Origin of the sequence: Aeromonas sp. PrichA-15 (assembly GCF_017939245.1) — a bacterium.
GTDB classification, from domain to species: domain Bacteria; phylum Pseudomonadota; class Gammaproteobacteria; order Enterobacterales; family Aeromonadaceae; genus Aeromonas; species Aeromonas caviae.
In genome coordinates, this window is sequence record NZ_JAGKRH010000190.1 from 1 (window position 1) to 21674 (window position 21674).

A 21674-nucleotide genomic window follows, 5' to 3' on the forward strand; every position below is an offset into this window, starting at 1 on the left:
TCCTGTCGTTGGTGGAGACCGGCAAGCGATTGGGCCGCTGCCCACAGGAGTGGTTGAGGGCCGTGGTCAGGGCGTGCATCGAGAAGACAGATTATCCCATCCCGGCAGAACTGATGCCGTCAACCCCGTCCTGGTGAATAGATACCTCTATCCGGAGCCCTTTGCCTCCCTGGTCAAGCACCGCACTCGGCGCAGGCTGGGGGATCATTTCGGCCTCGCCAATTTTGGGGTCAACCTGACGACCCTGGCACCGGGGGCCATCTCGGCGCTCAAGCACCATCACGGCCTGCAGGACGAGTTCGTCTATGTACTCTCGGGCAATCCCACCCTGCGCCACGGGGAGGAGGAGTACCGGATGTCGCCGGGGGAGTGCATCGGCTTCAAGGGGGGCAGCGGCCTGGCCCACCAGTTGCTCAACCACGGTGAGGTGGACGCCGTCTATCTCGAGGTGGGGGACAGGCTGCCAGGGGATACCGTCGACTATCCTGACGACGATCTGGCCCTGGTACAGGGGGCCGATGGTGCCTGGTCAGCCAGACACAAGGATGGCAGCCCCTACTAGGGGGCCTCTTTGCGCAATGAGAGAGACCTCCATGGTGTTCAGCCCCTTTTCTGCTGTCAGGGCAGAGGATTTTCTGCCGCTGCTCAACGACGAGACGCTGCGAAAGCACCTGATCCCTCACCCGCTTTTCGATGTGGCCGGGGTGCGCGACTGGATGGCGTACAAGCTGGGAATTGACGCCCGGCCAGGTTGCCGCGTGCGCGCCATCTTCCTCGACGGCACCCTGGCGGGGTGGTGCGGTATCCAGCCCGATGACGAGGGGGTGGAGCTTGCCATCGTGCTCGCCAAGGCCGGCTGGGGAAGCGGCGTGGCGATTTTCAACGAGATGATGGGGTGGGCGAGGGAGCTTGGCCATCGGACGATACTCTTTCACTTGCTGGATACCCGCCCGCCTTATCTGTCCCTCGCCAGACGGGCCATCTGGGTGAGGAAAACGCGCCTGGGCGAACACCCTTTCACCACCTATTGCCTTGACGTTGAACGTTGGTCTGCAGGCCCTTAGCCTGGACCAGGGGGCCGCAAGCCGTGCCGCCTCCTGGCGGGTCCCGTTGCCACCCTTTGCGCCATGATCCCTCCCGCTCGTTTGTTCCTCCGTGCACGGCGTGGTTATCCACCCCGTTGAACACAGTGTTCATTCTGCCCCCCTATATGGCCCCCACCGTCCTGCCTACACTGGGCAACGTCTGATGGGGGCGCATCCGGCAGTATAAATCGCTGTCCAAGTTGCACTCTCTGGCGTGTTGACGATGTACAACGGAGAAAACTGGATGAAAAAAGAGACAGACAAACTGGTATCGATCGCGGTGCTCAAGGCCCGTGACGGCATGGGAGAGCGCCTTCGCGATGCCCTGCTTACCTTGATTGGCCCCACTCGCCAAGAGCCAGGCAACCTCGATTACGTGCTGTTCGAGTTGAAGGATGAACCCGGTACCTTCTACATGCGGGAAGCCTTCGTGAGTCAGGCCGCCCTGGATGCCCACTGTGAGACCGCGTATTTCCAGGCTTTCGCCCACCAGGCGGACGAGCTGCTGGCCGAACCCCTTCGGCTTGTCTTCATGGAAGAAGTGAGCCCCTGATCCTTGCCGCAGAGCCCGATGATCCCCTCATCGGGCTTTTTGCCTTCAGCCTCGCTCCGGCAGGTTCATCTGCTCGCTCATGGTGTCGATGAAGTGGCGGATGGCGGTGGTCGTCAGCTGCCCGGCCAGGGGCGGAGCATGGAGCACGCAGAGATCGGCGGGGATCCCCTGCTCGAGGCGGATGAAGCGCACGTGGGGCCACTTCTGGCGGGCGTAGCTCGCGGGCACCAGGGCCACCTGCTGGCTGGTGGCCACCACTGCCATCAGGGTATTGGGCTCCACCACCTCCTGACGCAGGCGGGGGTAAAAGCCCTCCACCAGGCAGGCGTTGATGATGAGATCCGTGGAGGCGGAGTTGGCGCGGCTCATCAGCACGAAGGGCTCTGCGGCGAGTTCAGGGAGGGAGACCCGCTTGCGATCCCGCAGGGGATGCTCGTCCGATACCACCAGCACCATGGACTCCCGATAGACAGTCTCGGCCTGCAGCGGGTGGATGTTGAGGGTGTCGGCGAAGCGGGCGAGGCCGATGTCTATCTCCTTGCTGGCCAGCGCCTGCTTCTGGCGCTCGGGGGAGAGCTCGGTGAAGGAGATCTCGCACTCGGGGTGGCGCTGGTGACACTGGCGGATCACCTCGCCAAAGCCGGCCCAGAAGATGGAACTGACCAGCCCGATGCGGATCTGGTTGCGCTCCATGCGCCCTGCCTGCACCACCCGGTTGAGGCCGCTCTCCAGCACGTCGAACAGGCGATCGCATTCGGCCTGCAACAGGCGCCCTGTGGGGGTCAGGTTCACCTGGCGGGTGTGGCGCTCAAACAGGGTCACCCCCAGCAGGGATTCGAGTTCCTGTATCTGGGCGCTGAGCGGCGATTTGGAGACATTGAGCCGCAGGGCTGCCCGGCTGAAGTGGCCCTGGCTGGCCACTTCATGGAAGTAACGCAACATCTTGAGGGTGACGCGATCGCGCCATTGGTTGTCCGGGAACATGGTCTCTCCAGGCTTTAAGGGTGAGATCGCCGTCAAAGTTCGGGCATGGGAATGGCGGGGCAGGGAGGCGGGTCCCTCCTGACACCGCGATCCGCATCACATCGGTTTTCCCCCTCCGGCGACCCGTTTGACTGAGAAATGGCATGAAGCAGCGGTTTTTGGGCCATTTCGGGTGCGTCATTACCCCACTACGCCGGTCATTGTGTTGTATATCGGGATAATCAGGCCGATTTTAGCGATTTTTGTCGTCCAATACCTCCCCTAGAGTGAGCGTCATGTCTCATTCACAGCCTCAAGAGGTACAACTCATGCAACACGATCCCGTACTCAACGCCGTCGCCACCATTCTTGCCCGCAAGCCGGGGTTTGCCCCCCGCGCCGCCATGATCCTGGGCTCCGGCCTCGGCGTGCTGGCCGATGCGCTGGAAGAGAAGGTCACCATTCCCTACGAGGAGCTGGACGGCTTCCCGGTCAGCACGGTAGCGGGCCACAGCGGCGAGCTGGTGCTCGGCAAGCTGCACGGGGTGGACGTGGTCTGCATGAAGGGGCGCGGCCACTACTACGAACACGAAACCATGAAGGTGATGACTACCCCGGTGCGCACCTTCAAGCGCCTGGGCTGCGAGCTGCTGCTGGTAACCAATGCGGCCGGCTCGCTGCGCCCGGAGCGCATCGGTGTCGGCTCCCTGGTCATCTTCAACGATCACATCAACACCATGCCGGGCACCCCCATGACGGGGGCCAATGACGAGGCCTACGGCCCGCGCTTCTTCAGCCTGGCCAATGCCTATGACAAGGGGTTGCGCAGCGAGGCGCTGGCGCTGGCCGAGCGGGAGGGGATCGCCGTCAATCAGGGGGTGTTCGTCTCCTACAGCGGCCCCTGTTTCGAGACCGCCGCCGAGATCCGCATGATGCAGATCATCGGGGGCGACGTGGTGGGGATGTCGGTGGTGCCCGAGGTGGTCAGCGCCGCCCACTGCTCGCTGCCGGTGCTGGCCATCTGTGCCATCACCAACATGGCGGAGGGGCTCGGTGACGTGCAACTCTCCCACGAGCAGACCCTCAAGTGCGCCAAGCTGGCGGAAGCGGACTTCATCCGCCTCATCAACGCCTTCATCCAGCACCACTTCCAGTAAGCAGGGAACGACCAGGAGGTCAGATATGTTTGCAGCAGGATTTCTCGGTATGGCGGCGCTGCTCCTCATCGCCGTGTTCGCATCGACCAACCGCAGGGCCATTCGCCTGCGCACCGTGGGGCTGGCGCTGGCCTTGCAGGTCGCCATCGGCGCTCTGGTGCTCTATGTACCGCTGGGGCGCCGGGCGCTGGAGGGGATGGCCCACGGGGTCGACGCCGTGCTGGCAAGCGGCAAGGCGGGTATCCACTTCCTGTTTGGCAACCTGGTCAACTTCTCGGTGGATGGCATCGGCTTCGTGTTTGCCCTCAACGTGCTGCCCCTGGTGGTCTTCTTCTCGGCGCTCATCGCCGTGCTCTACTACCTCGGCATCATGCAGCTGGTGATCCGCTTCATCGGCGGCGCCATGGCGCGGCTGCTCGGCACCTCCCAGACCGAATCCATGTCGGCGGTGGCCAACGTCTTCGTCGGTCAGAGCGAGGCGCCGCTGGTGGTCAAACCCTACATGCCCAAGATGAGCGATTCGGAGTTTTTCGCCGTCATGTGCGGCGGCATGGCCTCGGTCTCCGGTACCGTGCTGGCTGGCTACGCCATGATGGGGGTGGACATGCAGTACCTGCTGGCCGCCTCCTTCATGGCGGCACCGGGCGGGATCCTGTTCGTCAAGCTGATCATCCCCGAAACCAGCCAGCCGGACTATGTGTTCGACAACAGCATCCAGTTTGATGGCAAGAAGCCGGAGAACGTGCTGGCGGCGGCAGGCGAGGGGGCCAGCAGCGGCCTCAAGCTGGCGGCGGCCATCGGCGCCATGCTGATCGCCATGATTGGTCTGGTGACCCTGGTCAACACCCTGCTGTGCGGGGTGGGGGAGATGGTGGGCATGCCGCTCTCCCTCGAGCTCATCCTGGGCTGGATCTTCTCGCCGCTCGCCTTCCTGCTCGGGGTACCGCTGGCGGACATCGGCATCGCCGGCGCCATGATCGGCAAGAAGCTGGTGGTGAACGAGTTCGTGGCCTACAGCGATCTGGCGCCCTACCTGAAAGACGCCAGCACGGTCACCGCTGCCGGTCTGCAGGTGCTGGAGGAGAAGTCCAAGGTGATCATAAGCTTCGCTCTGTGCGGCTTCGCCAACCTGGCCTCCATGGGGATCCTGATCGGTGGCCTCGGCACCCTCTGCCCGTCGCGCACCGACTTCATCGCCCGCTACGGTCTGCGTACCGTGCTGGCGGCCACCTGCTCCAACCTGATGAGCGCCGCCATCGCCGGTGTCTTCTTCTCCCTCGCCTGAGTCTCTCACCCTTTGTTTCGGGGCGCTGCGGCGCCCCTCTCTTATCCCGACAGGAGCGATTTATGAACGACGTGACTGCTTTTGAACCTGCCTGCGCCAACACAGAGGCGGCCATCCGGGCCATCCGCTTGATGGATCTCACCAGCCTCAACGACGATGACCACGACGCGCGCATCATCGCCCTCTGCCATCAGGCCCGGACCCCTGTCGGCACCACCGCTGCGGTGTGCATCTACCCGCGCTTCGTGGGGCTGGCCAGGCTCACCCTGGCGGCTCAGGGCACCCCCGAGGTCAAGGTTACCACTGTGGTCAACTTCCCCCACGGCGACGATGATCTGGCTACCGTGTTGGCCGAGACCCGCGCCGCCCTCGCGGATGGCGCCGACGAGATCGACCTGGTGATCCCCTGGCGTGCCTTGATGGCCGGGGACGAGGCCCCCGCCCGGGCGCTGGTGCGCGGCTGCAAGGCGTTGTGCGGCGCCCGGGTGCTCAAGGTGATCATCGAATCCGGCGAGCTGCAGGAGCCTGCGCTTATCCGTGCGGCCTCCCTGCTTGCCATCTTAAATGCGAAAGGGGACTCCCTCCGACGTAGGTGGGAGGGAGTCCCCTTTCGCATTTAAGATGGCGTCGCAGCATACTGATTTCACCGATGTCGATGGATTGCCAATCGTAACCGCTGACCATCCTGCCACGAGCTTGTGGACGGGTGACGGTTTGAAAGAGCGATCTTCCTTTGGTGCGAGACAGGTCACGGTTGTGGACAGAAAGATCCCCTCTACTTGGCCATATGGAACCGCAATGAAAGAGGGGGGGAGGATGTCACTTTTTGATGAGCGTCGTGTGCAGGATCTCTGTGCCCGCTTGCTGGCAGACACTAATAACCAGGGATATTCACTCGATAGCAAGCATGGCCGCGAGTTGAGAGATCTCCTGCAGGCTGTGGGTGGAGTCAAGCCAGTGGGACGAGGGGCTCGTCATGTGTTGACCGATGCTGGAAGGAATTATCTCGCAGCACAGCTGGCACAGGTTGCACCAGTGATGCCGGACAGGCGTGACACGATACGGGCTCTCGGGGTGGACCTGCCCGCACATCTAAACCAGGCCAGTTTTCATGCCCTCTGGTATGGGGACAGCAAGAGCGGGATAGATCCAGATAATGATGCTATCGACATCACGCTGACACAGGATGAAGTGATTCGACTTCGCACGCTGAGCCCGCTGTCACTCATCGACCAGGACGGACTGCGCCACGACATGAGGGCGCAACTGGCACTATTGGGAGAGCTGGTCTTACCGGAGCGCTGCTTGAGTAAGTTACATGGCATTGAGTGGCAGGGGCGGCAACTGGTCACGGTGGAGAACAAGGGAGCTTTCGTGGATTACCCGCTGCAAGTGGGGGAGTTGTTGCTCTATGTGCCTGGCCGCAATACCAAGTTGGCACGTCAGGTATTCCCGCTGTTGCCGGCTGCCGTACCCTGGGCCCATTTTGGCGATCTGGATCAGCGCGGATTGGATATCGCTAACGAGCTGGCCCATGCCCTTCGTCGTCCGTTGGCTCTTTGGCTACCCGACACCTTGATGGCCTATGTTCATCACTATGCCCGCACTCTGATCCGCCGTCTGGAGGGGCAACCGATCAGCAGAGGCAAGATCCCATGGGAGGAGGTCCCCGTGGTGAGTGAGCATGGCAAGCAACTGGAAGAGGTCCTTATATATCTGATCGAAAGGGGATTGTGGTTGGAACAGGAAGTATTGGTGCTAGCCGGAGGTTGGCAGTCATGGCCACTCGACGCGCCTTGCGGCCAACGCAGTAATGAAAAAACCGCCATCAGGCGGTTTTAATGGTTGTCAGCCCCTATTTCAGGGCTTTTTTCAGCTTTTTGATCTTGCTTTCGTGCTTGGCGATTTTCGCCTGGCGGGCGGCGATCTTCTTCTTGATCTCTTTCTTGCTGGCCATGGGGCGGCTCCTTGTCTCGTGGGCGCCATGGGGATCAGGGTGCCCGGGGTCTTTCCATGCGTGCCGGGAAGGCCCTCTCCGTTGGCGCACTGACAGTCAGGGGAGGGGCATACCGCGGAACTGGTTTGCAGGATAGTCCAGTTTCCCGCGAGTGCCACCCGAACGGCAGGAAACAGAGGCAACAAAAAAGCGCCCCTGGGGGCGCTTCTGGCTTGAAGGGGCGGTATCAGGCCTTCTTCAGGTAGGCGGCCACCAGCACGATCTGCATGCCGTTGACCTTGCCCTCGATGTGCAGCGGGTTGTTGGTCAGGCGAATGCCCTTGACCAGGGTGCCGCGCTTGGCGGTGAAGCCCGCGCCCTTGACGTCCAGATCCTTGATCAGGGTGACGGAGTCCCCTTCCACCAGCACGGCGCCATTGGAGTCGACGGTCGGCACGCTGTCGTCATCGTCGCTGGTCACGCCGGCGTCTGCCCAGGCCTTGACCTCGTCTTCCATGTACATCATGTCCAGCATGTCCTGGGCCCAGAGCTCGCCCCGGGCGACGAGGGCCTTCAACTGGCGCCAGGCCATCACCTGCACCGCCGGCACCTGGCTCCACATGCTGTCACCCAGGCAGCGCCAGTGGTTCACCTCCGTGGTGTCCGGCTGCTCCAGCTGGCCGCGGCAGGTGGCGCAGAGGGCCACGCTGTGGTCGTCGTCGCTGGCGGGGGAGTGCGGCACCGGGAAGGCAGTCAGCGCATGTTCTGCGCCACACAGCTCGCATTTGGCATTTGCACGGGCTTGCAGGATGGCATTGATGGTCATGATTGGGTTCCGTTTATAGGGGTAAAGCTGCTCGCCGTGGCGGGCTGCGCGAATGAGGGGCCGGAATATAGCACAAATCCCTGCTTTTTGTCAGGCTACCAGCGGCGCACAGGCGAGTGCTTTTTGACGGCAGATCGCTAGAATGAGCCTCCCTTTTTGCGCCAAAGGACAGGTTCACCGTGCTGGCCCACCGTTTTCGACAACTGGACTGCTTGCTCACCGCCGAGCGACGCTGGTGGCAATACCAGCCCTATCACCATTTGGGGATCGCCTTTGCCCGCGAGGCGCCAGCCCTTGCGAAGTGCCTGGCAGCCCTGACCCTTGACGAGATAGCGCACCTCGACGGGGACATGGATGCGCTCTGCACCCTGCTCGCCCCCTGGATCCCGGCGGGGGCCGAGTTGCAGGCCCTCGGCGAGCTTGCCCCTTTCGCCCCAGAGCCCGTCCAGTGCGCCAGGACCATGGCGATGTACATGCCGGGACGCAAGCAGGGGCAGATAGAGGCCTTCACCGGCTGTCTGCCCCCCCACCAAGGTCCCTATCTGGAGTGGTGCGCCGGCAAGGGGCATCTGGGGCGCCTGGTGTCGCTGCACCGTGGCGCCGAGATCCTGAGCCTGGAGTGGCAGGGGGCGCTCTGCGAAGAGGGGCGGCGGCTCGCCGCGCGCGACGGAGCCAACATGCGGTTCGTGGAGGCGGATGCCTTTGCCGCCGAGTCCGGGGCCCTCATCGCCCCGCACCATCACGCCATGGCGCTCCATGCCTGCGGCGATCTGCACACCCATCTGTTGACGCGGGTGGCCGAGGGGCGTGCCCAGGGGGTGACCCTCTCCCCGTGTTGCTACCACCTCATCAGAGGAGAGCACTACGCGCCCCTCTCCCGGGCCGCCAGGGCCAGTGCCCTGCGCCTTGGCAAGAGCGATTTGAAGCTGCCGCTGCAGGAGACGGTGACCGGCGGTGCCCGCATCGCCCGGCTGCGGGAGCGGGAGGTGGTGTGGCGCCTCGCCTTCGACTGCCTGCAGCGCCAGGTGCGCGGGGTGGATGAGTACCTGCCGGTGCCCAACCTGCAAAAGAGCCTGCTGACCGGGGGCTTCGAGGATTTCTGCCACTGGGCCGCCGAACGCAAGGGGATGGGCTTGCCCGCGGGGCTCGACTACGCCGCCTTGCTGGCACAGGGGGAGCGGCGCTTTGGCGATGTCGCCCGCATGGAGCTGGTGCGCCACCTGTTTCGCCGTCCCCTGGAAATCTGGCTTCTGCTCGATCGCGCCCTTTTCCTCGAGGAGCAGGGCTACCGGGTGGAGGTGGGCACCTTCTGTCCCAAACCCATGACCCCGCGCAATCTGCTGATCCGGGCGGTGCGCGCAGGGGGGATCTGAGCAAGAGTCCGGACAGGTCGGATGGCTGCGGCCGCAAGACCAGGGGCTGGATCCCCCTGCAAACGAGCGCCATCTGAGTGCAGGGAGGCATGGCTCACAATTTCGCCAAATTCTTAATTCTTGTCGTGAATTTAGTTGTCAGGATGCCTATGCTCGCCCTGACATTTTCAAGACAAGGATGGTTACCCATGTTCATGCTCACGCGTACCGCCTGCCTGGTTGCCCTCCCAGCGTGAGCTGGCGGCGGGCATCGGCTACGGCTTTGGCACCACCATCAACATCATCAACGGTGGCATCGAGTGCGGCGAGCAGAACAAGAACAAGGGCCAGCCGGTCAACCGCATCCGCTACTGGGAGGGGCTTGCGGCCCACTACGGGATCCCGCTGCTGGCGGACGAGAAGAACACCTGCTGGCAGCAGATCCCCTATGGCAGCCTCAACCTCAACGGCGCCACCGACGTGCTCTACACCAACTGGGACGGCAACTGGAAATACTACCCGGACAGACCCGGCGGCTACTCCTTCGAGTGTGATCTGGTGGGGTACCAGACCGCCTATTCGGCCCTGGTGCCGGGGGATTACGAGAAGTGCGTGACCAACTTCTACGGCTCCCACGCCAGCTGGCCCAAGGTACGGGTGGTGGCCACGCTGGATCCGGCCCCGGTCGACCCCGGCACGCCACTGGTGGACGGGGTACCGGCCTGGGAGGCAGGCAAGGTCTACACCGCGGGCAACAAGGTGAGCCAGAAGGGGATCATCTATCAGGCCAAGTGGTGGACCCAGGGCAACGAGCCGGGCAAGGGCGACCCCTGGGCACCGGTGACCTGAGAGTCAGTACAAGCGCAAGCACCCCGGGGAGGCCGCGCGCCTCCCTTGTTGATCGCCGCGCTGGCTTGTTGCGCCTCTTTTGGCGCTGATAGCCTGCGGGTTCACACCGAGGGAGGATGACCATGAACATCGCCATTCATTTTGAAATTCCGGTACAGGATCTGGAGAGAGCCATTCGCTTCTATGAGGGGGTCTTCGAGACGGTGCTGGAGCGGGTGCAGATCGATGGCAACGAGATGGCGCTCTTTCCCCTGGAAAGTGGCACGGCGGGCTGCTCCGGCGCCCTGGCGAAGGGGGAGAGCTATGTGCCGAGCCTGGATGGCACCCGGATCTATCTGCGGGTGGCTGACATCGAGGGGGTCATGGCCCGGGCACTGGCATCGGGCGGGGCCTGTCTCTATCCCGTCACCCGGGTCGGGGAGAGCCTCCGGGTGGCGGAGTGTCGGGATTGCGAGGGGAATCGCATCGCCTTGCAGGAGGGAACCTGACCATTATTTATCCGGTGCATGGGGTGTGTTGAGTCATTCATACGATGAATAAAGAGGGGGATTTTCCCGCTCCGGGAGCCTCAGCCTCGCGGTAAGGCCCCGGTATGGTCAGTTGTCGCCCCCCGGATCCCGTGCTACTTCATCTGGTGCGGCAAGAAGGCGAGCACCCGTTCGCCCGGTCTGTCGCCCCAACTCTCAGGAGGCATCATGGAAGGACATTGTCTGTGTGGCGGGATCACCGTGTCGAGCGGCGATCACAAGGAGGTCAACCTGTGTCACTGCGCCATGTGCCGGCGCTGGTCAGGGGGGCCCATGTTCGCGGTGCACGGGGGCAAGGGCGTGCGGTTCACCGGGATGGCCCCGGTGGCCTACCGCTCGTCGGAGTGGGCGGAGCGCGGATTCTGCCCCACCTGCGGCACCCATCTTTTCTACCATCTGTTGCCGACGGACGAGTACATCCTCTCCGCCGGCCTGTTTCAGGATCAGGGGTTCGAGCTCACCGGGCAGATCTTCATCGACGAGAAGCCCGACTTCTATGCCCTCAAGAACGACACCCCGACCCTGACCGGACAGCAGGTGTTCGAGCAGTTCGCCCCCAAACCCTGAGCCTGTACTCACCCCGAGGAGAAGCCATCATGGATGAACAACCGAAGGTGAAGGGGCCTGCCTCCTACTTTCCTGCCATCGAGCAGAAATACGGCCAGCCCATCGCCCACTGGCTGACCCTGCTGGCAGGGCGGGAGGAGCGCAAACACATGGCCCTGGTGGCCTGGCTCAAGGACGAACACGCCATGGGCCACGGCCATGCGAATGCCCTGGTGGCCCACTTTTTGGCGCAGCCCGATGCGCCCGGCGTGGCATGACAGTGCCACAGTGCAAAACGTGCAGGAAAGCCAGAGGATCAGAGAGATGAAGATAAGCGTCAGCGTCTGGGTTGCCAGGCCGATTGCCGATGTGTGGCAGGGCTGGAACACCCCCGCCAGCATCATGGCATGGAACGCCGCATCCCCGCAGTGGCACTGCCCCCAAAGCCGGGTGGATCTGCGGGTGGGTGGGCGTTTTTGCCACCACATGGCGGCGCGGGATGGCAGCACGGGGTTTGATTTCGAGGGGACCTTCACCGAGGTCACAGCGCCGACGGGGCTCGGCTACGTCATGGACGATGGCCGCGAGGTGAGCGTGCGGTTCGTGGCAGAGCAGGGGGGCACCCGGGTGGAGGAGCGGTTCGATGCCGAGTCCCTGCACAGCGGCGAACAGCAGCGGGCGGGGTGGCAGAGCATCCTGGATAACTTCAAGCGACATATGGAAGCCGCCAGCTGACCCCTGTGGGGCGCCATAAAAAAACCACCGCAAGCTGGCGGTGGTTTTTTTATGGCGTTCGCCCGGGGCAAGGCGGGGCGGGGAAGGGGGTCACTCCTCGATGTCCAGCAGCACCAGGATGGCGCTCTCGCCCCCCCACTCCCGCGGCGCCTGGTGAAAGGCGCGCACAGCGGGGTGCTGGGCCAGCCAGCTCGGGATGCGCTGCTTGAGGATGTGCTTGCCGATGCCGTGCATCACCGAAGCGACGTGGATGTTCTCTTTTCGGCACAGGGTGAGCAGGGCCGCCAGCTCCTGCTTGGCCTGGTGCTGGTTCATGCCGTGCAGATCCAGATAAATCTCCGGCGGGTAGCTGCCGCGCTTGAGCTTTTTCAGCTCGAATTTTGACACGTCGTCGCGCACGTAACGGGTCGGCCCGTCCGCCTCGAGATGGGGCTGGTACTCGTCGCTGAAAAAGTAGTCAACCCCAAGCTTTTCGCGGCTCTCGCGCACTTCGCGTTTCTGCTTGACCGGGTTTGAGGAGGCCCTTATGGTATCTTGCTTAATTTTCCGGGTACCTTTGACAGCATCACGAAACAGCAGGCTTTCCTCGTCTGTGAGTGAGGGCGTATTTTTCATCAGGTACTCGTCTTGCTCGCTGTATAAAATTCTCGGGCCGGATATTACTCGACTTGGAGGTGGATTTGGACAAGATATTTATCGATGAGGTGGTTGCCGAAATGCACACCATCCAGGACATGTTGCGCTGGGCCATGAGTCGTTTCAACGACGCCGGGATCTTCTACGGACATGGTACCGACAACGCCTGGGATGAGGCCGTGCAACTGGTGCTGCCCGCGTTACATCTGCCGCCGGACGTGGATCCGGGCATGCGCCACTCCCGCCTGACCACCAGCGAGCGCCACCGCATCGCCGAGCTCATCATCCGCCGCGTGCAGGAGCGCATTCCGGCGCCTTACCTGACCAACAAGGCCTGGTATGCGGGCTGGGAATTCTACGTGGACGAACGGGTGCTCATTCCGCGCTCCCCCATCGCCGAGATGGTGGCCAACCGCTTCGCCCCCTTCCTGAAAGACGAACCGACCCGGATCATGGACCTGTGCACCGGCTCCGGCTGCATCGCCATCATCATGGCCCACGAGTTCCCCCATGCGGAAGTGGATGCCATCGACATCAGCGTCGATGCCCTCAACGTGGCCGAGCGCAACATCAACGATCACGGGCTGGAGCAGCAGGTTATCCCCATTCGCTCCGATCTGTTCCGGGATCTGCCGGCCGGTGACAAGTACGATCTCATCGTCTCCAACCCGCCCTATGTTGACTCCGAGGACATGTCGGATCTGCCGGAGGAGTTTCGCCACGAGCCGGAGCTGGCCCTGGCGTCGGGCTCCGACGGCCTCAAGCTCACCAAACGTCTGCTGGCCAATGCCGCCGACTTCCTGAAAGAGGATGGCGTGCTGGTGGTCGAGGTGGGCAACAGCATGATCCACCTGGAAGCCCAGTTCCCCGAGGTGCCCTTCACCTGGGTCGAGTTCGAAAACGGCGGCCACGGCGTCTTTGTGATGACCCGCGCAGAGCTCGAGCAGTACCAGGCCCATTTCGCCATTTACAAGAACTAAGCAGCAAGGAGCATTCATGGCAGGGAACAGTTTCGGCCAACTCTTTCGGGTCACCACTTTCGGCGAGAGCCACGGTCTGGCGCTGGGCGCCGTGGTCGACGGCTGCCCGCCGGGGCTGGAGATAAGCGAAGACGATTTGCAGGGGGATCTGGACCGGCGCAAGCCCGGTACGTCCCGCTACACCACCCAGCGCCGCGAGGCGGACGAGGTGAAGATCCTCTCCGGGGTGTTCGAGGGCAAGACCACGGGCACCTCCATCGGGCTGCTCATCGAGAACACCGATCAGCGCTCCAAGGACTATTCCGAGATCAAGGATCTGTTCCGACCCGGCCACGCCGACTACACCTATCACCAGAAGTACGGCCAGCGTGACTACCGTGGCGGCGGCCGCTCCTCGGCCCGCGAGACCGCCATGCGGGTCGCGGCGGGGGCCATCGCCAAGAAGTACCTGAAACAGGTGCACGGCATCGAGATAGTGGGTTTTCTCTCCCAGCTCGGCCCCATCAAGGCGGAAGGGTTCGACGAGAGCCAGATCGAGCAGAACCCCTTCTTCTTCCCCGATGCGGGCAAGCTGGAGGTGCTCGATGAATACATGCGTGCCCTCAAGAAAGAGGGCAACAGCGTGGGGGCCAAGGTGTGCGTCGTGGCGCGCAACGTGCCGGTAGGCCTGGGGGAGCCGGTGTTCGACCGCCTCGACGCCGACATCGCCCACGCCATGATGGGCATCAACGCGGTGAAAGGGGTGGAGATCGGTGACGGCTTCGCGGTGGTGGAGCAAAAAGGCTCGGAGCACCGGGACGAGATGACTCCGACCGGCTTTGCCAGCAATCATGCGGGGGGCATCCTGGGGGGCATTTCGTCGGGTCAGGAGATCGTGGTGAGCATGGCCCTCAAGCCTACCTCCAGCATCACGGTGCCGGGCAAGACCATCACCACCAGTGGTGAGGCCACCGAGATGATCACCAAGGGGCGTCACGACCCCTGCGTCGGCATCCGTGCCGTGCCCATTGCCGAGGCCATGCTGGCCCTGGTGCTGATGGACCACCTGCTGCGCCATCGCGCCCAGAACCAGGGCGTGCACACCCAGACCCCGCAACTGCGCTGATCACGCGGCGGGCCAGGTGAGTGATCACCAGATACCACAAGGCGACCCCAGGGTCGCCTTTTTCATGGATTTTTTCCGGCGCCTGCCTCAGGGTGCCGGTGGCAGCCGGGTTGCATCCAGGCGGCAGCGGGGCGGCGCAAAGGCGGGATCCGGTGAGGGCAGGGCGGCGATGGCGGCATCGATGCGGGCGAGCGCCTCATCGTTCACGGCCTCTTTGGCAAACATCAGGCGCACCGGCTGCTGGTGCAAGAGCACCTGACACTGGATGACGTCGCTCGCCCCGAGCTGGCCGAGCCGGTAGCGGGCGTATTGCCACTCCATGATGACCCCGTCTAGGCGACGCGCCAGCAAGAGGGTGAGCAGCCTGTCATCGCTGTTGTATTCGCTCGCCTGCCCGAGGGCTGGGCACTCCTCGCTCATCGGCAGGGGGCGGGTGCCCCGCAGCTTGCCAAGGCGCAGCCCCTTGGCCTGGCACAGGGTTGCCAGCTCCGTGATCTCTCGCCAGCCCTCGGGCTCCCCGGCCTGCGGGCGCTGGCTCAGCAGCACGAAGCTGGCGCGCCGATAGGGGGCGGAGAAGCGGGCGAACCGCTCCCGCTCGGGGGTTTTCAGGGCGCCCATGGCCACGTCCAGCTGCTGGCGCTCCATCAGGTAGAGGGCCCGGGCCCAGGGGAGGTTGCGAAAGGCGGGCTCCACGCCTGCCTTGCCCAGGATCTGGCGGGTCAGGGTCACGTCCAGTCCGCCGAGGGTGCCGTCGGCAGCGATTTGACTGAAAGGGGGCCAGTGGCTCCAGGCCACCGACAGGGTCTCCCTGGCGGCGAGGGGCTGGGCGAAGAGCAGGGGCAAGACGAGGCCCAGCATGCGCCGGGCGGTGGGGGTGAACTTCCGTTTCAATCAAAACCTCCTGTTCCGTGTATCGCGCCGTCCCCGGCAGGCTGTGCAGGGGTGTTGATACATACGGCGATTCGGGCCATTTTGTCCTGCCTTTGTCGCTATTTCCAGCCGCGCTGGGAGGTGCATCACATTTTCCTCGTCTAAGTGCGCCAACTCCGTTAGACTGCGCCTCTATTCTTTCCCCTTTGCTCTGCTCCCCGGGGAAATCGTTGTTTTCTCTATAGGCCCGGATCCTGTGAGATGGCATCGGCTCAGCAGAGGAGCCCCACCACGATCTTTGGCGCCCCTATCCCTAGCAGGTAACTATGAGTTTTACTTCCCTCGGTCTGGCCGAACCCTTGTTGCGTGCCGTTGCCGAGCAAGGCTACGACACCCCGTCTCCCATTCAGCAACAAGCGATCCCGGCGGTACTGGCTGGCCGTGATCTGATGGCCGCCGCCCAGACCGGGACCGGCAAGACCGCAGGTTTCACCCTGCCGATGCTGCAGCGTCTGACTGAAAGCAAGCGCAAGGTCTCCCCGAACCGCATCCGCGCCCTGGTGCTGACCCCGACCCGCGAGCTGGCCGCCCAGGTGGGCGAGAGCGTGCGCAACTACGGCAAACACCTGCCGATCCGCAGCCACGTGGTATTTGGCGGCGTGAGCATCAACCCGCAGATGATGGCGACCCGCCGTGGTCTGGACGTGCTGGTGGCCTGCCCGGGCCGCCTGATGGATCTCTACAACCAGAACGCCGTCAAGTTCGACGAAGTGGAGATCCTGGTACTGGACGAAGCGGATCGCATGCTCGACATGGGCTTTATCCGCGACATCCGCCGCATCCTGGCCCTGCTGCCGAAGAAACGCCAGAACCTGCTCTTCTCCGCCACCTTCGCCGACGAAATTCGCGAGCTGGCCACCGGTCTGCTGGACAACCCGGCGGTGATCGAAGTGACCCCGCGCAACAGCACAGCCGAGCGCATCGAGCAGCTGGTACACCCCTGTGACAAGGCCAACAAGATTGCCCTGCTGAGTCACCTGGTCACCAGCAACGACTGGCAGCAGGTGCTGGTGTTCACCCGTACCAAGCACATGGCCAACCGCGTTGCCGAGACCCTCGACAAGAACGGCGTCAGCGCCGCCGCCATCCACGGCAACAAGAGCCAGGGTGCCCGTACCCGTGCCCTGGCCGGTTTCAAGGATGGCAGCGTCAAGGTGCTGGTGGCGACCGACATCGCCGCCCGTGGCCTGGACATCGACAAACTGCCCCAGGTGGTCAACTTCGAGCTGCCGAACGTGGCGGAAGATTACGTGCACCGTATCGGCCGTACCGGTCGTGCCGGCGCGGCCGGTCACGCCATCTCCCTGGTGGCCGCCGATGAGGGCAAGCTCATCAAGGCCATCGAGTGGCTGACCAAGCAGAGCATCCCCTGCGAGCAGGTGGCCGGTTTTGAAGCCTCCCGCGAGACCCTCGACAACATCGCCCGTGGCATCGGCGCGCCGCTTCGCAAAGAGCCGCGGGATCCGAGCGAGCAGCGCCGTGCGCCGCGTCCGCAAGGTCAGGGCCAGCGTCAGGGTGCCGGTCGTTCTGCCAACGGTGGCAATGGCGGCGGTAACCGCTCCGGCAACGGCGGCAAGCCCAAGCCCCAGGGTGGTCAGCGTCCGGCTGATGGCGCCGCGAAGCCGGCCCAGGCCCGTCGTCCCCGTCGCGCCAGCCACAACCAGTAAGCGGCCAGGGAGCCAGGCTCCCCCACTGTTCGGTTGATACAAAAAGCCCCGCCAATCTGGCGCAATGCTGTTCACTTAAGAGAATTTGAGTTCCAGTCCACGTAGTATCAGGACAAAAAAGCGAGGGAGGCATGATGCCTCCCTCTTTCTATTGCAAGCCCCGCTGGATAAAGGCTGGAGGAAGATCGACTGGACACAGCCTTGCCCCCTCAACTCAAATCCAATTTATGAATAATCAGTCAAAAAAGTGCTTATCTGAACAGCATTGCGCCAATCTGGCGGGGCTTTTTTTGTCATGGGAGAAGCTATTCACCGTAGAGGCGGATCTCCAGCACATGGGTGATGGCCTCGCCGCTCCAGTGGTACTCCAGATGACGGGCGTGGTCCACCCGGCTGACCAGACGGGGGCGATAGAGCACGTGACAGTCGTGACCGGGGTGGCGCACCGAGCGGTAGTGGATGCCGTCCGCCCCGGCGACCTTTTGCTCCCGGGCGAAGGCCTGGGCGGGGCCGTAATCGGTGGCGTGATAGAGGGGGCCTGGCAGAAACGCCGGGCCCGTGATGTCGATGAGGCTGGCGCTGAACTGCGCCTGGATCACCCGCATCTGCACCTTCTGGGCCGGCTCCCGGGTGTACCCGAAGATCCGCTCCCTGTGGTAGACCGTCTCCTTGATGCCGGTGTCGAGGGAGGGGGCACAATAGTAGCCGCCAAAGTCCCCTGTGGTGAAACGGCCACCCTCGGGATTGAGGTGGGTGAAGGCGGCCATCACATAGCTGCCGCCGGGCAGCCCCACCAGCCAGTCTTCCCTGGGCACCCGCATCAGCTCGCCCGCCTCTTCCCTCAGCCTGTCGTTGGTCAGAGCCTCTACGGCCCAGACCGCCTCCAGCTCGTCGGCGGTAGCGACGTCTTCATAGAGGCAGATGGGGGGAAAGCGGCTCGGAATGATGCGATAGGCGCAGGCATTGTGGAAGGTGCGCAAGGGCAGGGATGACATCAGGCCATCTCCCCGCGCCAGGCGTGCAGCCGGGTGGCCACTTCGTAAAGATCTGCCACCCGCCCACCCTGCATGACCTCCATCGCGCTGCGCCCGGCGAAGAAGGGGTGGCTGTTGGGCTTGCGCACCCAGCCATAGATGCTCTCATCCAGGCTGAACAGCAGCCGCAGGCTCTTGTGGATGTTGAGTAGATAGCTCATCCGCTCCTGGAGATCGGCGCTCAGCCGAATGCCGCCGCTGGCCTCCTTGTACTTGTTCAGGGTGGAGCGGGAGGTAATGCCAAGCAGCCTGAGCTGTTCATCCGTGCTGCACTGCCATTTGTCCAGGATGCGAAACACCACCGGCAGCGCCTTGCTGGGATCGACGGCGGGCTGTTGCCGGGGAAGAGATGCGGTGGCGACCATGTTGCCTCCCGGGTTGGCGTGCCAGACGGGCACGGGATCGTGGGTTGTCTGCTAAGCAGTGTAGGACAGGGGCGCAGTTATGTACACATCTATACATGGTTGCACTAAAATGTTCATTATTGGATGGATTTCGCGCTGAGTGGTGTGGGTCGGCCAAGTGAGCCCGTGCCAATGAAACGCCCCGCCAACTGGGTTGGCGGGGCGTGTCTCTTTGCGGCGTTTCTGCTTGTCGGGTCGGGGAGATCAGAGGGCGGGCAGCAGCCCCATGCTGACGCTGACCTGCACCCCGACGATCAGTACCCCCATGGCACCGGCCAGACCCAGGGCCAGTACGCCGCCCGGGACGCGGTAGTGGTCTGCCTCGGCCTGCTTGCGGCTCTGCCACACCAGGGCCACCGGCAGCAGCACCGCCAGCACCGCCAGCGCAATGGCGGCGTAACCCAGCGCCATGATGAAGCCTTGCGGGAAGTAGAGGGCGAACAGCAGGGGCGGCACGAAGGTGATGAGGCCGGTCTGGGTGCGGCCCTGCCAGTTGTCCTTGCGACGGGTTACCTTGGCCATGAAGTCGAACAGTCCCAGGGTCACCCCGAGGAAGGAGGTGGCGAGCGCGAGATCCGCAAACAGATGCATTGCCTGGTTGAAGGCGGGCCAGCTCACCAGGCCGCCGACGTTGGCCAGCAGGCTGTCCAGGGCGCCGCCGGTCTGGATCAGGGATTGCTGACCCAGCAGCCCCAGTATGGCGATCTGCCACAGCACGTAGAGCACGAGCGGCAAGGCGGAGCCCCACACGAAGACCCGGCGCAACTGCCTGGGGTTGTCCCCGAGGTAGAGCATGACGCTCGGGATGGAGCCGTGGAAGCCGAAGGAGGTGAAGATGACCGGCAGGCCCGCCAGCAGCAAGCCTTCCCCGAGGGGCATGGAGAGCAGGTGCTGCCCCTGGGCGCGGGGCAGCAGCAGCGCCAGCACCGCCACCATGATCACCAGCTTCACGGTGAACATCAGGCGGTTGAGGTAATCCACCTGCCTGGTGCCGACGCACACCATGCCGCCAAACAGCAGGGTAAAGACCCAGGCCGCCTGCTCCTGGCCGAGGGGCAGGCCGGCATCGGCCAGTGCCTGGGCCAGCAGGCTGCTGCCGCCGCTGATGTAGGCGGAGGCCAGGGCGTAGAACAGCATCAGGATGCAGAAGGAGGCGATGCCCTTGCCCCAGGGGCCGAGCAGGTGATCCGCCAGCTGGTGCAGGTACCACTTGCCGGTGCTGAGGCTGGCTTCCACCTGCAGCATGGCGGTGAAGGCCATCAGGGCCCAGAGGCCGATCATCAGCATCAGGGTGGCGGGGCCGCCCAGGGACGAGGAGGCCAGCGGCAGGGCCAGCATGCCGGCGCCTATGGTGGTGCCGGCAATCAACAGGGTACAACCCAGGGTCTTGGTATTCATGTCATCCATCCGAAAGTGAGGGCGCTGTTGCAAACAAGAGAGAGCCAGTTGGCTGTGTCGGGAGACGCCTCCGGGGAAAAGCCGGAGGCTAGCAATATCGGTGTGGATACATCTGTACCTGAAACCTGTCAGTTGTAAAAATTGGTTGCCAAGTTAGCGGATTGAAATGGCGGAAACAACCCCTTAAAAGCGGATTTTGTGCTGTGGCAAGCCGAAGGGTGGCAATAAAAAGTGACACATTGCGCCATGCGCCGAAAAAACGCGCCCCTCAGGGGGAGGCTGCCCGTCAGGCTGCGTTGCGGGTCGACATCGAGAGCGCCCGCGTTGGCGGCAACAGGGCTTGCAGAGGGTAACACGGGGCCCTGGTGGTGCGACTGGCCCGATATAAGCAAACATCGGGTCATACTCCCAAAAGCCATCATTTTCACTTATAGCGAGCCGAGGCGCCGATAAACGTGCCCTGGCGCGGGGTTGCCGCCCGGCAGATCACCTCAAAGCCAGAAGGCGAAGGGCAAAGCTGAGACAACAGGGGAGAACACAAGCAGGTGTGGGGGAGGAGGCTCAGGGGCTGGCACTGCGGGCCGCCCCCGGGGTGGTGCGTCGTTGCCGGGTCAGCGGCGGCGTTTGAGGGTACGGCTCACATAGTGCAGGCCGCTCTGGTAGTCGCCATTGACCGCCTTGAGGGCCAGCGTCAGGGCCTGGCTTGCCAGGGCGTCGTGCTGCTGGGGCAGGGAGTTGATGCCAAAGGGGAGGAAATCGAGCAGACGGTCATCCCCGAAGGTAGCCATGGCGAGCTGGCTCATGTCGGCCTCCTGCTCCAGCAGGTAGTCGAGCACCCCCTCCATCAGGATGTAGGAGGTGGTGATCAGCGCCTCGGGCAGTTGGCCGAGCTGCTGATGGAGCGTCTTGATCAGGCGATACCCTTCGGTGCGCGAGAAGTGGGCCCCTTCACACAGGTGGCGGGTCGCACTGTGACTGGCAATGGCCTGTTCGAAGCCCGCTTTTCGCTCCTGACTGATCGTCAGTTCCGGCAGTGCAGTGATCAAGGCGATATGACCGATGGCCGGGGTGAGCAGGGAGGCGGTGAGGTCCAGGCTCGCCTTCTGGTTTTCACTCGCCACGGTGACGAAGTGCTCGGTGGCCATGGCACGGTCGATGGCGAGGATCTGCACGCCCCGGGACTGCTGCTCCAGGTAGAAGGGATCCGCCGGGGGGAGGCAGCTTGCCACCAGGAGCGCATCCACATGGCGGCTCACCAGCATCCGGGCCAGCTCCTTTTCGGTGTCCGGATCGTCCTCCGAGCAGACGATGAGCAACTGATAACCCTGGGTGCGGGCCCCTTGCTCCAGGCGCTTGGCGAGCTTGGCGTAACTGGCGTTTTCGAGGTCGGGCAGGATGAAGCCGAGGGTGCGGGTCTGGCCGCCGCGCAGGGAAGCGGCGCGGCTGTCCGGCTGATAGTTGTGGGCATGGACCACGGCCATCACCTTGTCGCGGGTTGCCTGGCTGATGCGGTATTGATCGGCCTTGCCATTGATCACATAGCTGGCGGTGGTGCGAGAGACACCGGCCAGCGCGGCGATTTCATCCAGTTTCATCATGTTGGCTCTGTTTGAGTTGCAAGGCCCGCGCCGGTTCCTGGTTGGGGCGCCGAAAAGTGTGCGCGGGATCATATCATTGAAACGTACTTTCTGCGGGATCTTGAACAA

The 21674-nt window shown here is 63.5% G+C and carries 23 protein-coding genes and 1 pseudogene; 16 read left to right on the plus strand and 8 right to left on the minus strand.

Annotated features, from left to right (window positions below; all coding sequences use genetic code 11):
• Nucleotides 1-133 precede the first annotated feature (133 nt).
• From J9889_RS18630 to J9889_RS18640, 3 genes are all read left to right on the plus strand, one after another.
• Entirely contained in the window at nt 134-562 is a 429-nt protein-coding gene (locus tag J9889_RS18630; RefSeq protein ID WP_349237019.1) for a cupin domain-containing protein, read from the plus strand.
• Nucleotides 563-578: 16 nt separating this feature from the next.
• The gene (locus J9889_RS18635) at nt 579-1064 is read left to right on the plus strand and encodes a GNAT family N-acetyltransferase (protein WP_151027443.1); all 486 of its coding nucleotides are present in this window, start codon (nt 579-581) and stop codon (nt 1062-1064) included.
• Nucleotides 1065-1329: 265 nt separating this feature from the next.
• A complete protein-coding gene (locus J9889_RS18640; RefSeq protein WP_210557670.1) occupies nt 1330-1638 on the plus strand; it encodes a putative quinol monooxygenase in 309 nt (102 codons plus the stop codon).
• 45 nt (nt 1639-1683) lie between these two features.
• On the opposite strand, the gene J9889_RS18645 is transcribed toward J9889_RS18640, so the two are convergent.
• On the minus strand, nt 1684-2622 hold the full coding sequence (locus J9889_RS18645; RefSeq protein ID WP_210557673.1) for a LysR family transcriptional regulator: 939 nt from the start codon (nt 2620-2622) through the stop codon (nt 1684-1686).
• Nucleotides 2623-2930: 308 nt separating this feature from the next.
• Here J9889_RS18645 and xapA point away from each other — a divergent pair, with 308 nt between their 5' ends.
• The 4 genes from xapA (at nt 2931) to J9889_RS18665 (ending at nt 6885) form a co-directional block, all read left to right on the plus strand.
• Nucleotides 2931-3758: a xanthosine phosphorylase gene (gene xapA / locus J9889_RS18650; protein ID WP_048207782.1), complete on the plus strand. Its 828-nt coding sequence runs from the start codon at nt 2931-2933 to the stop codon at nt 3756-3758.
• A gap of 25 nt (nt 3759-3783) precedes the next feature.
• Nucleotides 3784-5043 carry a NupC/NupG family nucleoside CNT transporter gene (locus tag J9889_RS18655; RefSeq protein ID WP_210557675.1) on the plus strand — a complete coding sequence of 420 codons (1260 nt, stop codon included), beginning with the start codon at nt 3784-3786 and terminating at the stop codon, nt 5041-5043.
• A 62-nt stretch (nt 5044-5105) separates the two neighbouring features.
• Entirely contained in the window at nt 5106-5663 is a 558-nt protein-coding gene (gene deoC / locus J9889_RS18660) for a deoxyribose-phosphate aldolase (RefSeq protein ID WP_233759692.1), read from the plus strand.
• 196 nt (nt 5664-5859) lie between these two features.
• On the plus strand, nt 5860-6885 hold the full coding sequence (locus tag J9889_RS18665; protein ID WP_104454229.1) for a Wadjet anti-phage system protein JetD domain-containing protein: 1026 nt from the start codon (nt 5860-5862) through the stop codon (nt 6883-6885).
• A 341-nt stretch (nt 6886-7226) separates the two neighbouring features.
• On the opposite strand, the gene J9889_RS18670 is transcribed toward J9889_RS18665, so the two are convergent.
• Nucleotides 7227-7805, minus strand: coding sequence for an alkylphosphonate utilization protein (locus J9889_RS18670; RefSeq protein WP_039040739.1), 579 nt, complete (start codon nt 7803-7805; stop codon nt 7227-7229).
• Between the two features lie 179 nt (nt 7806-7984).
• Here J9889_RS18670 and J9889_RS18675 point away from each other — a divergent pair, with 179 nt between their 5' ends.
• From J9889_RS18675 to J9889_RS18700, 6 genes and pseudogenes are all read left to right on the plus strand, one after another.
• Nucleotides 7985-9178: a methyltransferase gene (locus J9889_RS18675; protein WP_049636771.1), complete on the plus strand. Its 1194-nt coding sequence runs from the start codon at nt 7985-7987 to the stop codon at nt 9176-9178.
• Between the two features lie 207 nt (nt 9179-9385).
• Nucleotides 9386-10006, plus strand: a pseudogene (locus J9889_RS24580) (carbohydrate-binding protein); the annotation flags it as partial.
• 122 nt (nt 10007-10128) lie between these two features.
• Nucleotides 10129-10494, plus strand: a complete 366-nt coding sequence (locus J9889_RS18685) for a VOC family protein (RefSeq protein ID WP_210557677.1) — start codon at nt 10129-10131, stop codon at nt 10492-10494.
• Nucleotides 10495-10701: 207 nt separating this feature from the next.
• Nucleotides 10702-11100: a GFA family protein gene (locus tag J9889_RS18690; RefSeq protein ID WP_041211468.1), complete on the plus strand. Its 399-nt coding sequence runs from the start codon at nt 10702-10704 to the stop codon at nt 11098-11100.
• Nucleotides 11101-11129: 29 nt separating this feature from the next.
• Nucleotides 11130-11357 (plus strand): DUF4287 domain-containing protein, encoded by a 228-nt coding sequence (locus J9889_RS18695; RefSeq protein ID WP_049636768.1) that lies wholly within the window; start codon nt 11130-11132, stop codon nt 11355-11357.
• A 46-nt stretch (nt 11358-11403) separates the two neighbouring features.
• A complete protein-coding gene (locus J9889_RS18700; RefSeq protein ID WP_041211466.1) occupies nt 11404-11814 on the plus strand; it encodes an SRPBCC domain-containing protein in 411 nt (136 codons plus the stop codon).
• A gap of 90 nt (nt 11815-11904) precedes the next feature.
• On the opposite strand, the gene smrB is transcribed toward J9889_RS18700, so the two are convergent.
• Nucleotides 11905-12429 (minus strand): endonuclease SmrB, encoded by a 525-nt coding sequence (smrB, locus tag J9889_RS18705; protein WP_103857929.1) that lies wholly within the window; start codon nt 12427-12429, stop codon nt 11905-11907.
• Nucleotides 12430-12494: 65 nt separating this feature from the next.
• Between smrB and prmB the strand changes: the two genes are divergently transcribed.
• Entirely contained in the window at nt 12495-13430 is a 936-nt protein-coding gene (gene prmB, locus J9889_RS18710; RefSeq protein WP_041211581.1) for a 50S ribosomal protein L3 N(5)-glutamine methyltransferase, read from the plus strand.
• A 16-nt stretch (nt 13431-13446) separates the two neighbouring features.
• A complete protein-coding gene (gene aroC / locus J9889_RS18715; RefSeq protein WP_128314264.1) occupies nt 13447-14535 on the plus strand; it encodes a chorismate synthase in 1089 nt (362 codons plus the stop codon).
• 87 nt (nt 14536-14622) lie between these two features.
• On the opposite strand, the gene J9889_RS18720 is transcribed toward aroC, so the two are convergent.
• Nucleotides 14623-15393 (minus strand): transporter substrate-binding domain-containing protein, encoded by a 771-nt coding sequence (locus J9889_RS18720; protein WP_201921121.1) that lies wholly within the window; start codon nt 15391-15393, stop codon nt 14623-14625.
• A 338-nt stretch (nt 15394-15731) separates the two neighbouring features.
• Here J9889_RS18720 and J9889_RS18725 point away from each other — a divergent pair, with 338 nt between their 5' ends.
• Nucleotides 15732-17132, plus strand: a complete 1401-nt coding sequence (locus tag J9889_RS18725) for a DEAD/DEAH box helicase (RefSeq protein WP_210557679.1) — start codon at nt 15732-15734, stop codon at nt 17130-17132.
• A 305-nt stretch (nt 17133-17437) separates the two neighbouring features.
• Here J9889_RS18725 and J9889_RS18730 read toward each other — a convergent pair whose 3' ends face one another.
• From J9889_RS18730 to cra, 4 genes are all read right to left on the minus strand, one after another.
• Entirely contained in the window at nt 17438-18127 is a 690-nt protein-coding gene (locus tag J9889_RS18730) for an RES family NAD+ phosphorylase (protein ID WP_183149921.1), read from the minus strand.
• Entirely contained in the window at nt 18127-18531 is a 405-nt protein-coding gene (locus tag J9889_RS18735) for an antitoxin Xre-like helix-turn-helix domain-containing protein (protein WP_041211580.1), read from the minus strand. Before J9889_RS18735 ends, J9889_RS18730 begins: the two co-directional genes overlap by 1 nt.
• Nucleotides 18532-18774: 243 nt before the next feature.
• On the minus strand, nt 18775-19968 hold the full coding sequence (locus J9889_RS18740) for an aromatic amino acid transport family protein (protein ID WP_041215115.1): 1194 nt from the start codon (nt 19966-19968) through the stop codon (nt 18775-18777).
• A 611-nt stretch (nt 19969-20579) separates the two neighbouring features.
• Nucleotides 20580-21566: a catabolite repressor/activator gene (gene cra, locus J9889_RS18745; protein WP_010674823.1), complete on the minus strand. Its 987-nt coding sequence runs from the start codon at nt 21564-21566 to the stop codon at nt 20580-20582.
• Nucleotides 21567-21674: the final 108 nt, after the last annotated feature.

What these genes read in the sequence shown, in the direction of transcription:
- J9889_RS18635 (WP_151027443.1), top strand. Translation starts at nt 579, where the DNA reads ATGAGAGAGACCTCCATGGTGTTCAGCCCCTTTTCTGCTGTCAGGGCA.
- J9889_RS18640 (WP_210557670.1), top strand. Translation starts at nt 1,330, where the DNA reads ATGAAAAAAGAGACAGACAAACTGGTATCGATCGCGGTGCTCAAGGCC.
- J9889_RS18645 (WP_210557673.1), bottom strand. Translation starts at nt 2,622, where the DNA reads ATGTTCCCGGACAACCAATGGCGCGATCGCGTCACCCTCAAGATGTTG.
- xapA (WP_048207782.1), top strand. Translation starts at nt 2,931, where the DNA reads ATGCAACACGATCCCGTACTCAACGCCGTCGCCACCATTCTTGCCCGC.
- J9889_RS18655 (WP_210557675.1), top strand. Translation starts at nt 3,784, where the DNA reads ATGTTTGCAGCAGGATTTCTCGGTATGGCGGCGCTGCTCCTCATCGCC.
- deoC (WP_233759692.1), top strand. Translation starts at nt 5,106, where the DNA reads ATGAACGACGTGACTGCTTTTGAACCTGCCTGCGCCAACACAGAGGCG.
- J9889_RS18665 (WP_104454229.1), top strand. Translation starts at nt 5,860, where the DNA reads ATGTCACTTTTTGATGAGCGTCGTGTGCAGGATCTCTGTGCCCGCTTG.
- J9889_RS18670 (WP_039040739.1), bottom strand. Translation starts at nt 7,805, where the DNA reads ATGACCATCAATGCCATCCTGCAAGCCCGTGCAAATGCCAAATGCGAG.
- J9889_RS18685 (WP_210557677.1), top strand. Translation starts at nt 10,129, where the DNA reads ATGAACATCGCCATTCATTTTGAAATTCCGGTACAGGATCTGGAGAGA.
- J9889_RS18690 (WP_041211468.1), top strand. Translation starts at nt 10,702, where the DNA reads ATGGAAGGACATTGTCTGTGTGGCGGGATCACCGTGTCGAGCGGCGAT.
- J9889_RS18695 (WP_049636768.1), top strand. Translation starts at nt 11,130, where the DNA reads ATGGATGAACAACCGAAGGTGAAGGGGCCTGCCTCCTACTTTCCTGCC.
- J9889_RS18700 (WP_041211466.1), top strand. Translation starts at nt 11,404, where the DNA reads ATGAAGATAAGCGTCAGCGTCTGGGTTGCCAGGCCGATTGCCGATGTG.
- smrB (WP_103857929.1), bottom strand. Translation starts at nt 12,429, where the DNA reads ATGAAAAATACGCCCTCACTCACAGACGAGGAAAGCCTGCTGTTTCGT.
- aroC (WP_128314264.1), top strand. Translation starts at nt 13,447, where the DNA reads ATGGCAGGGAACAGTTTCGGCCAACTCTTTCGGGTCACCACTTTCGGC.
- J9889_RS18720 (WP_201921121.1), bottom strand. Translation starts at nt 15,393, where the DNA reads ATGCTGGGCCTCGTCTTGCCCCTGCTCTTCGCCCAGCCCCTCGCCGCC.
- J9889_RS18725 (WP_210557679.1), top strand. Translation starts at nt 15,732, where the DNA reads ATGAGTTTTACTTCCCTCGGTCTGGCCGAACCCTTGTTGCGTGCCGTT.
- J9889_RS18730 (WP_183149921.1), bottom strand. Translation starts at nt 18,127, where the DNA reads ATGTCATCCCTGCCCTTGCGCACCTTCCACAATGCCTGCGCCTATCGC.
- J9889_RS18735 (WP_041211580.1), bottom strand. Translation starts at nt 18,531, where the DNA reads ATGGTCGCCACCGCATCTCTTCCCCGGCAACAGCCCGCCGTCGATCCC.
- J9889_RS18740 (WP_041215115.1), bottom strand. Translation starts at nt 19,968, where the DNA reads ATGAATACCAAGACCCTGGGTTGTACCCTGTTGATTGCCGGCACCACC.
- cra (WP_010674823.1), bottom strand. Translation starts at nt 21,566, where the DNA reads ATGATGAAACTGGATGAAATCGCCGCGCTGGCCGGTGTCTCTCGCACC.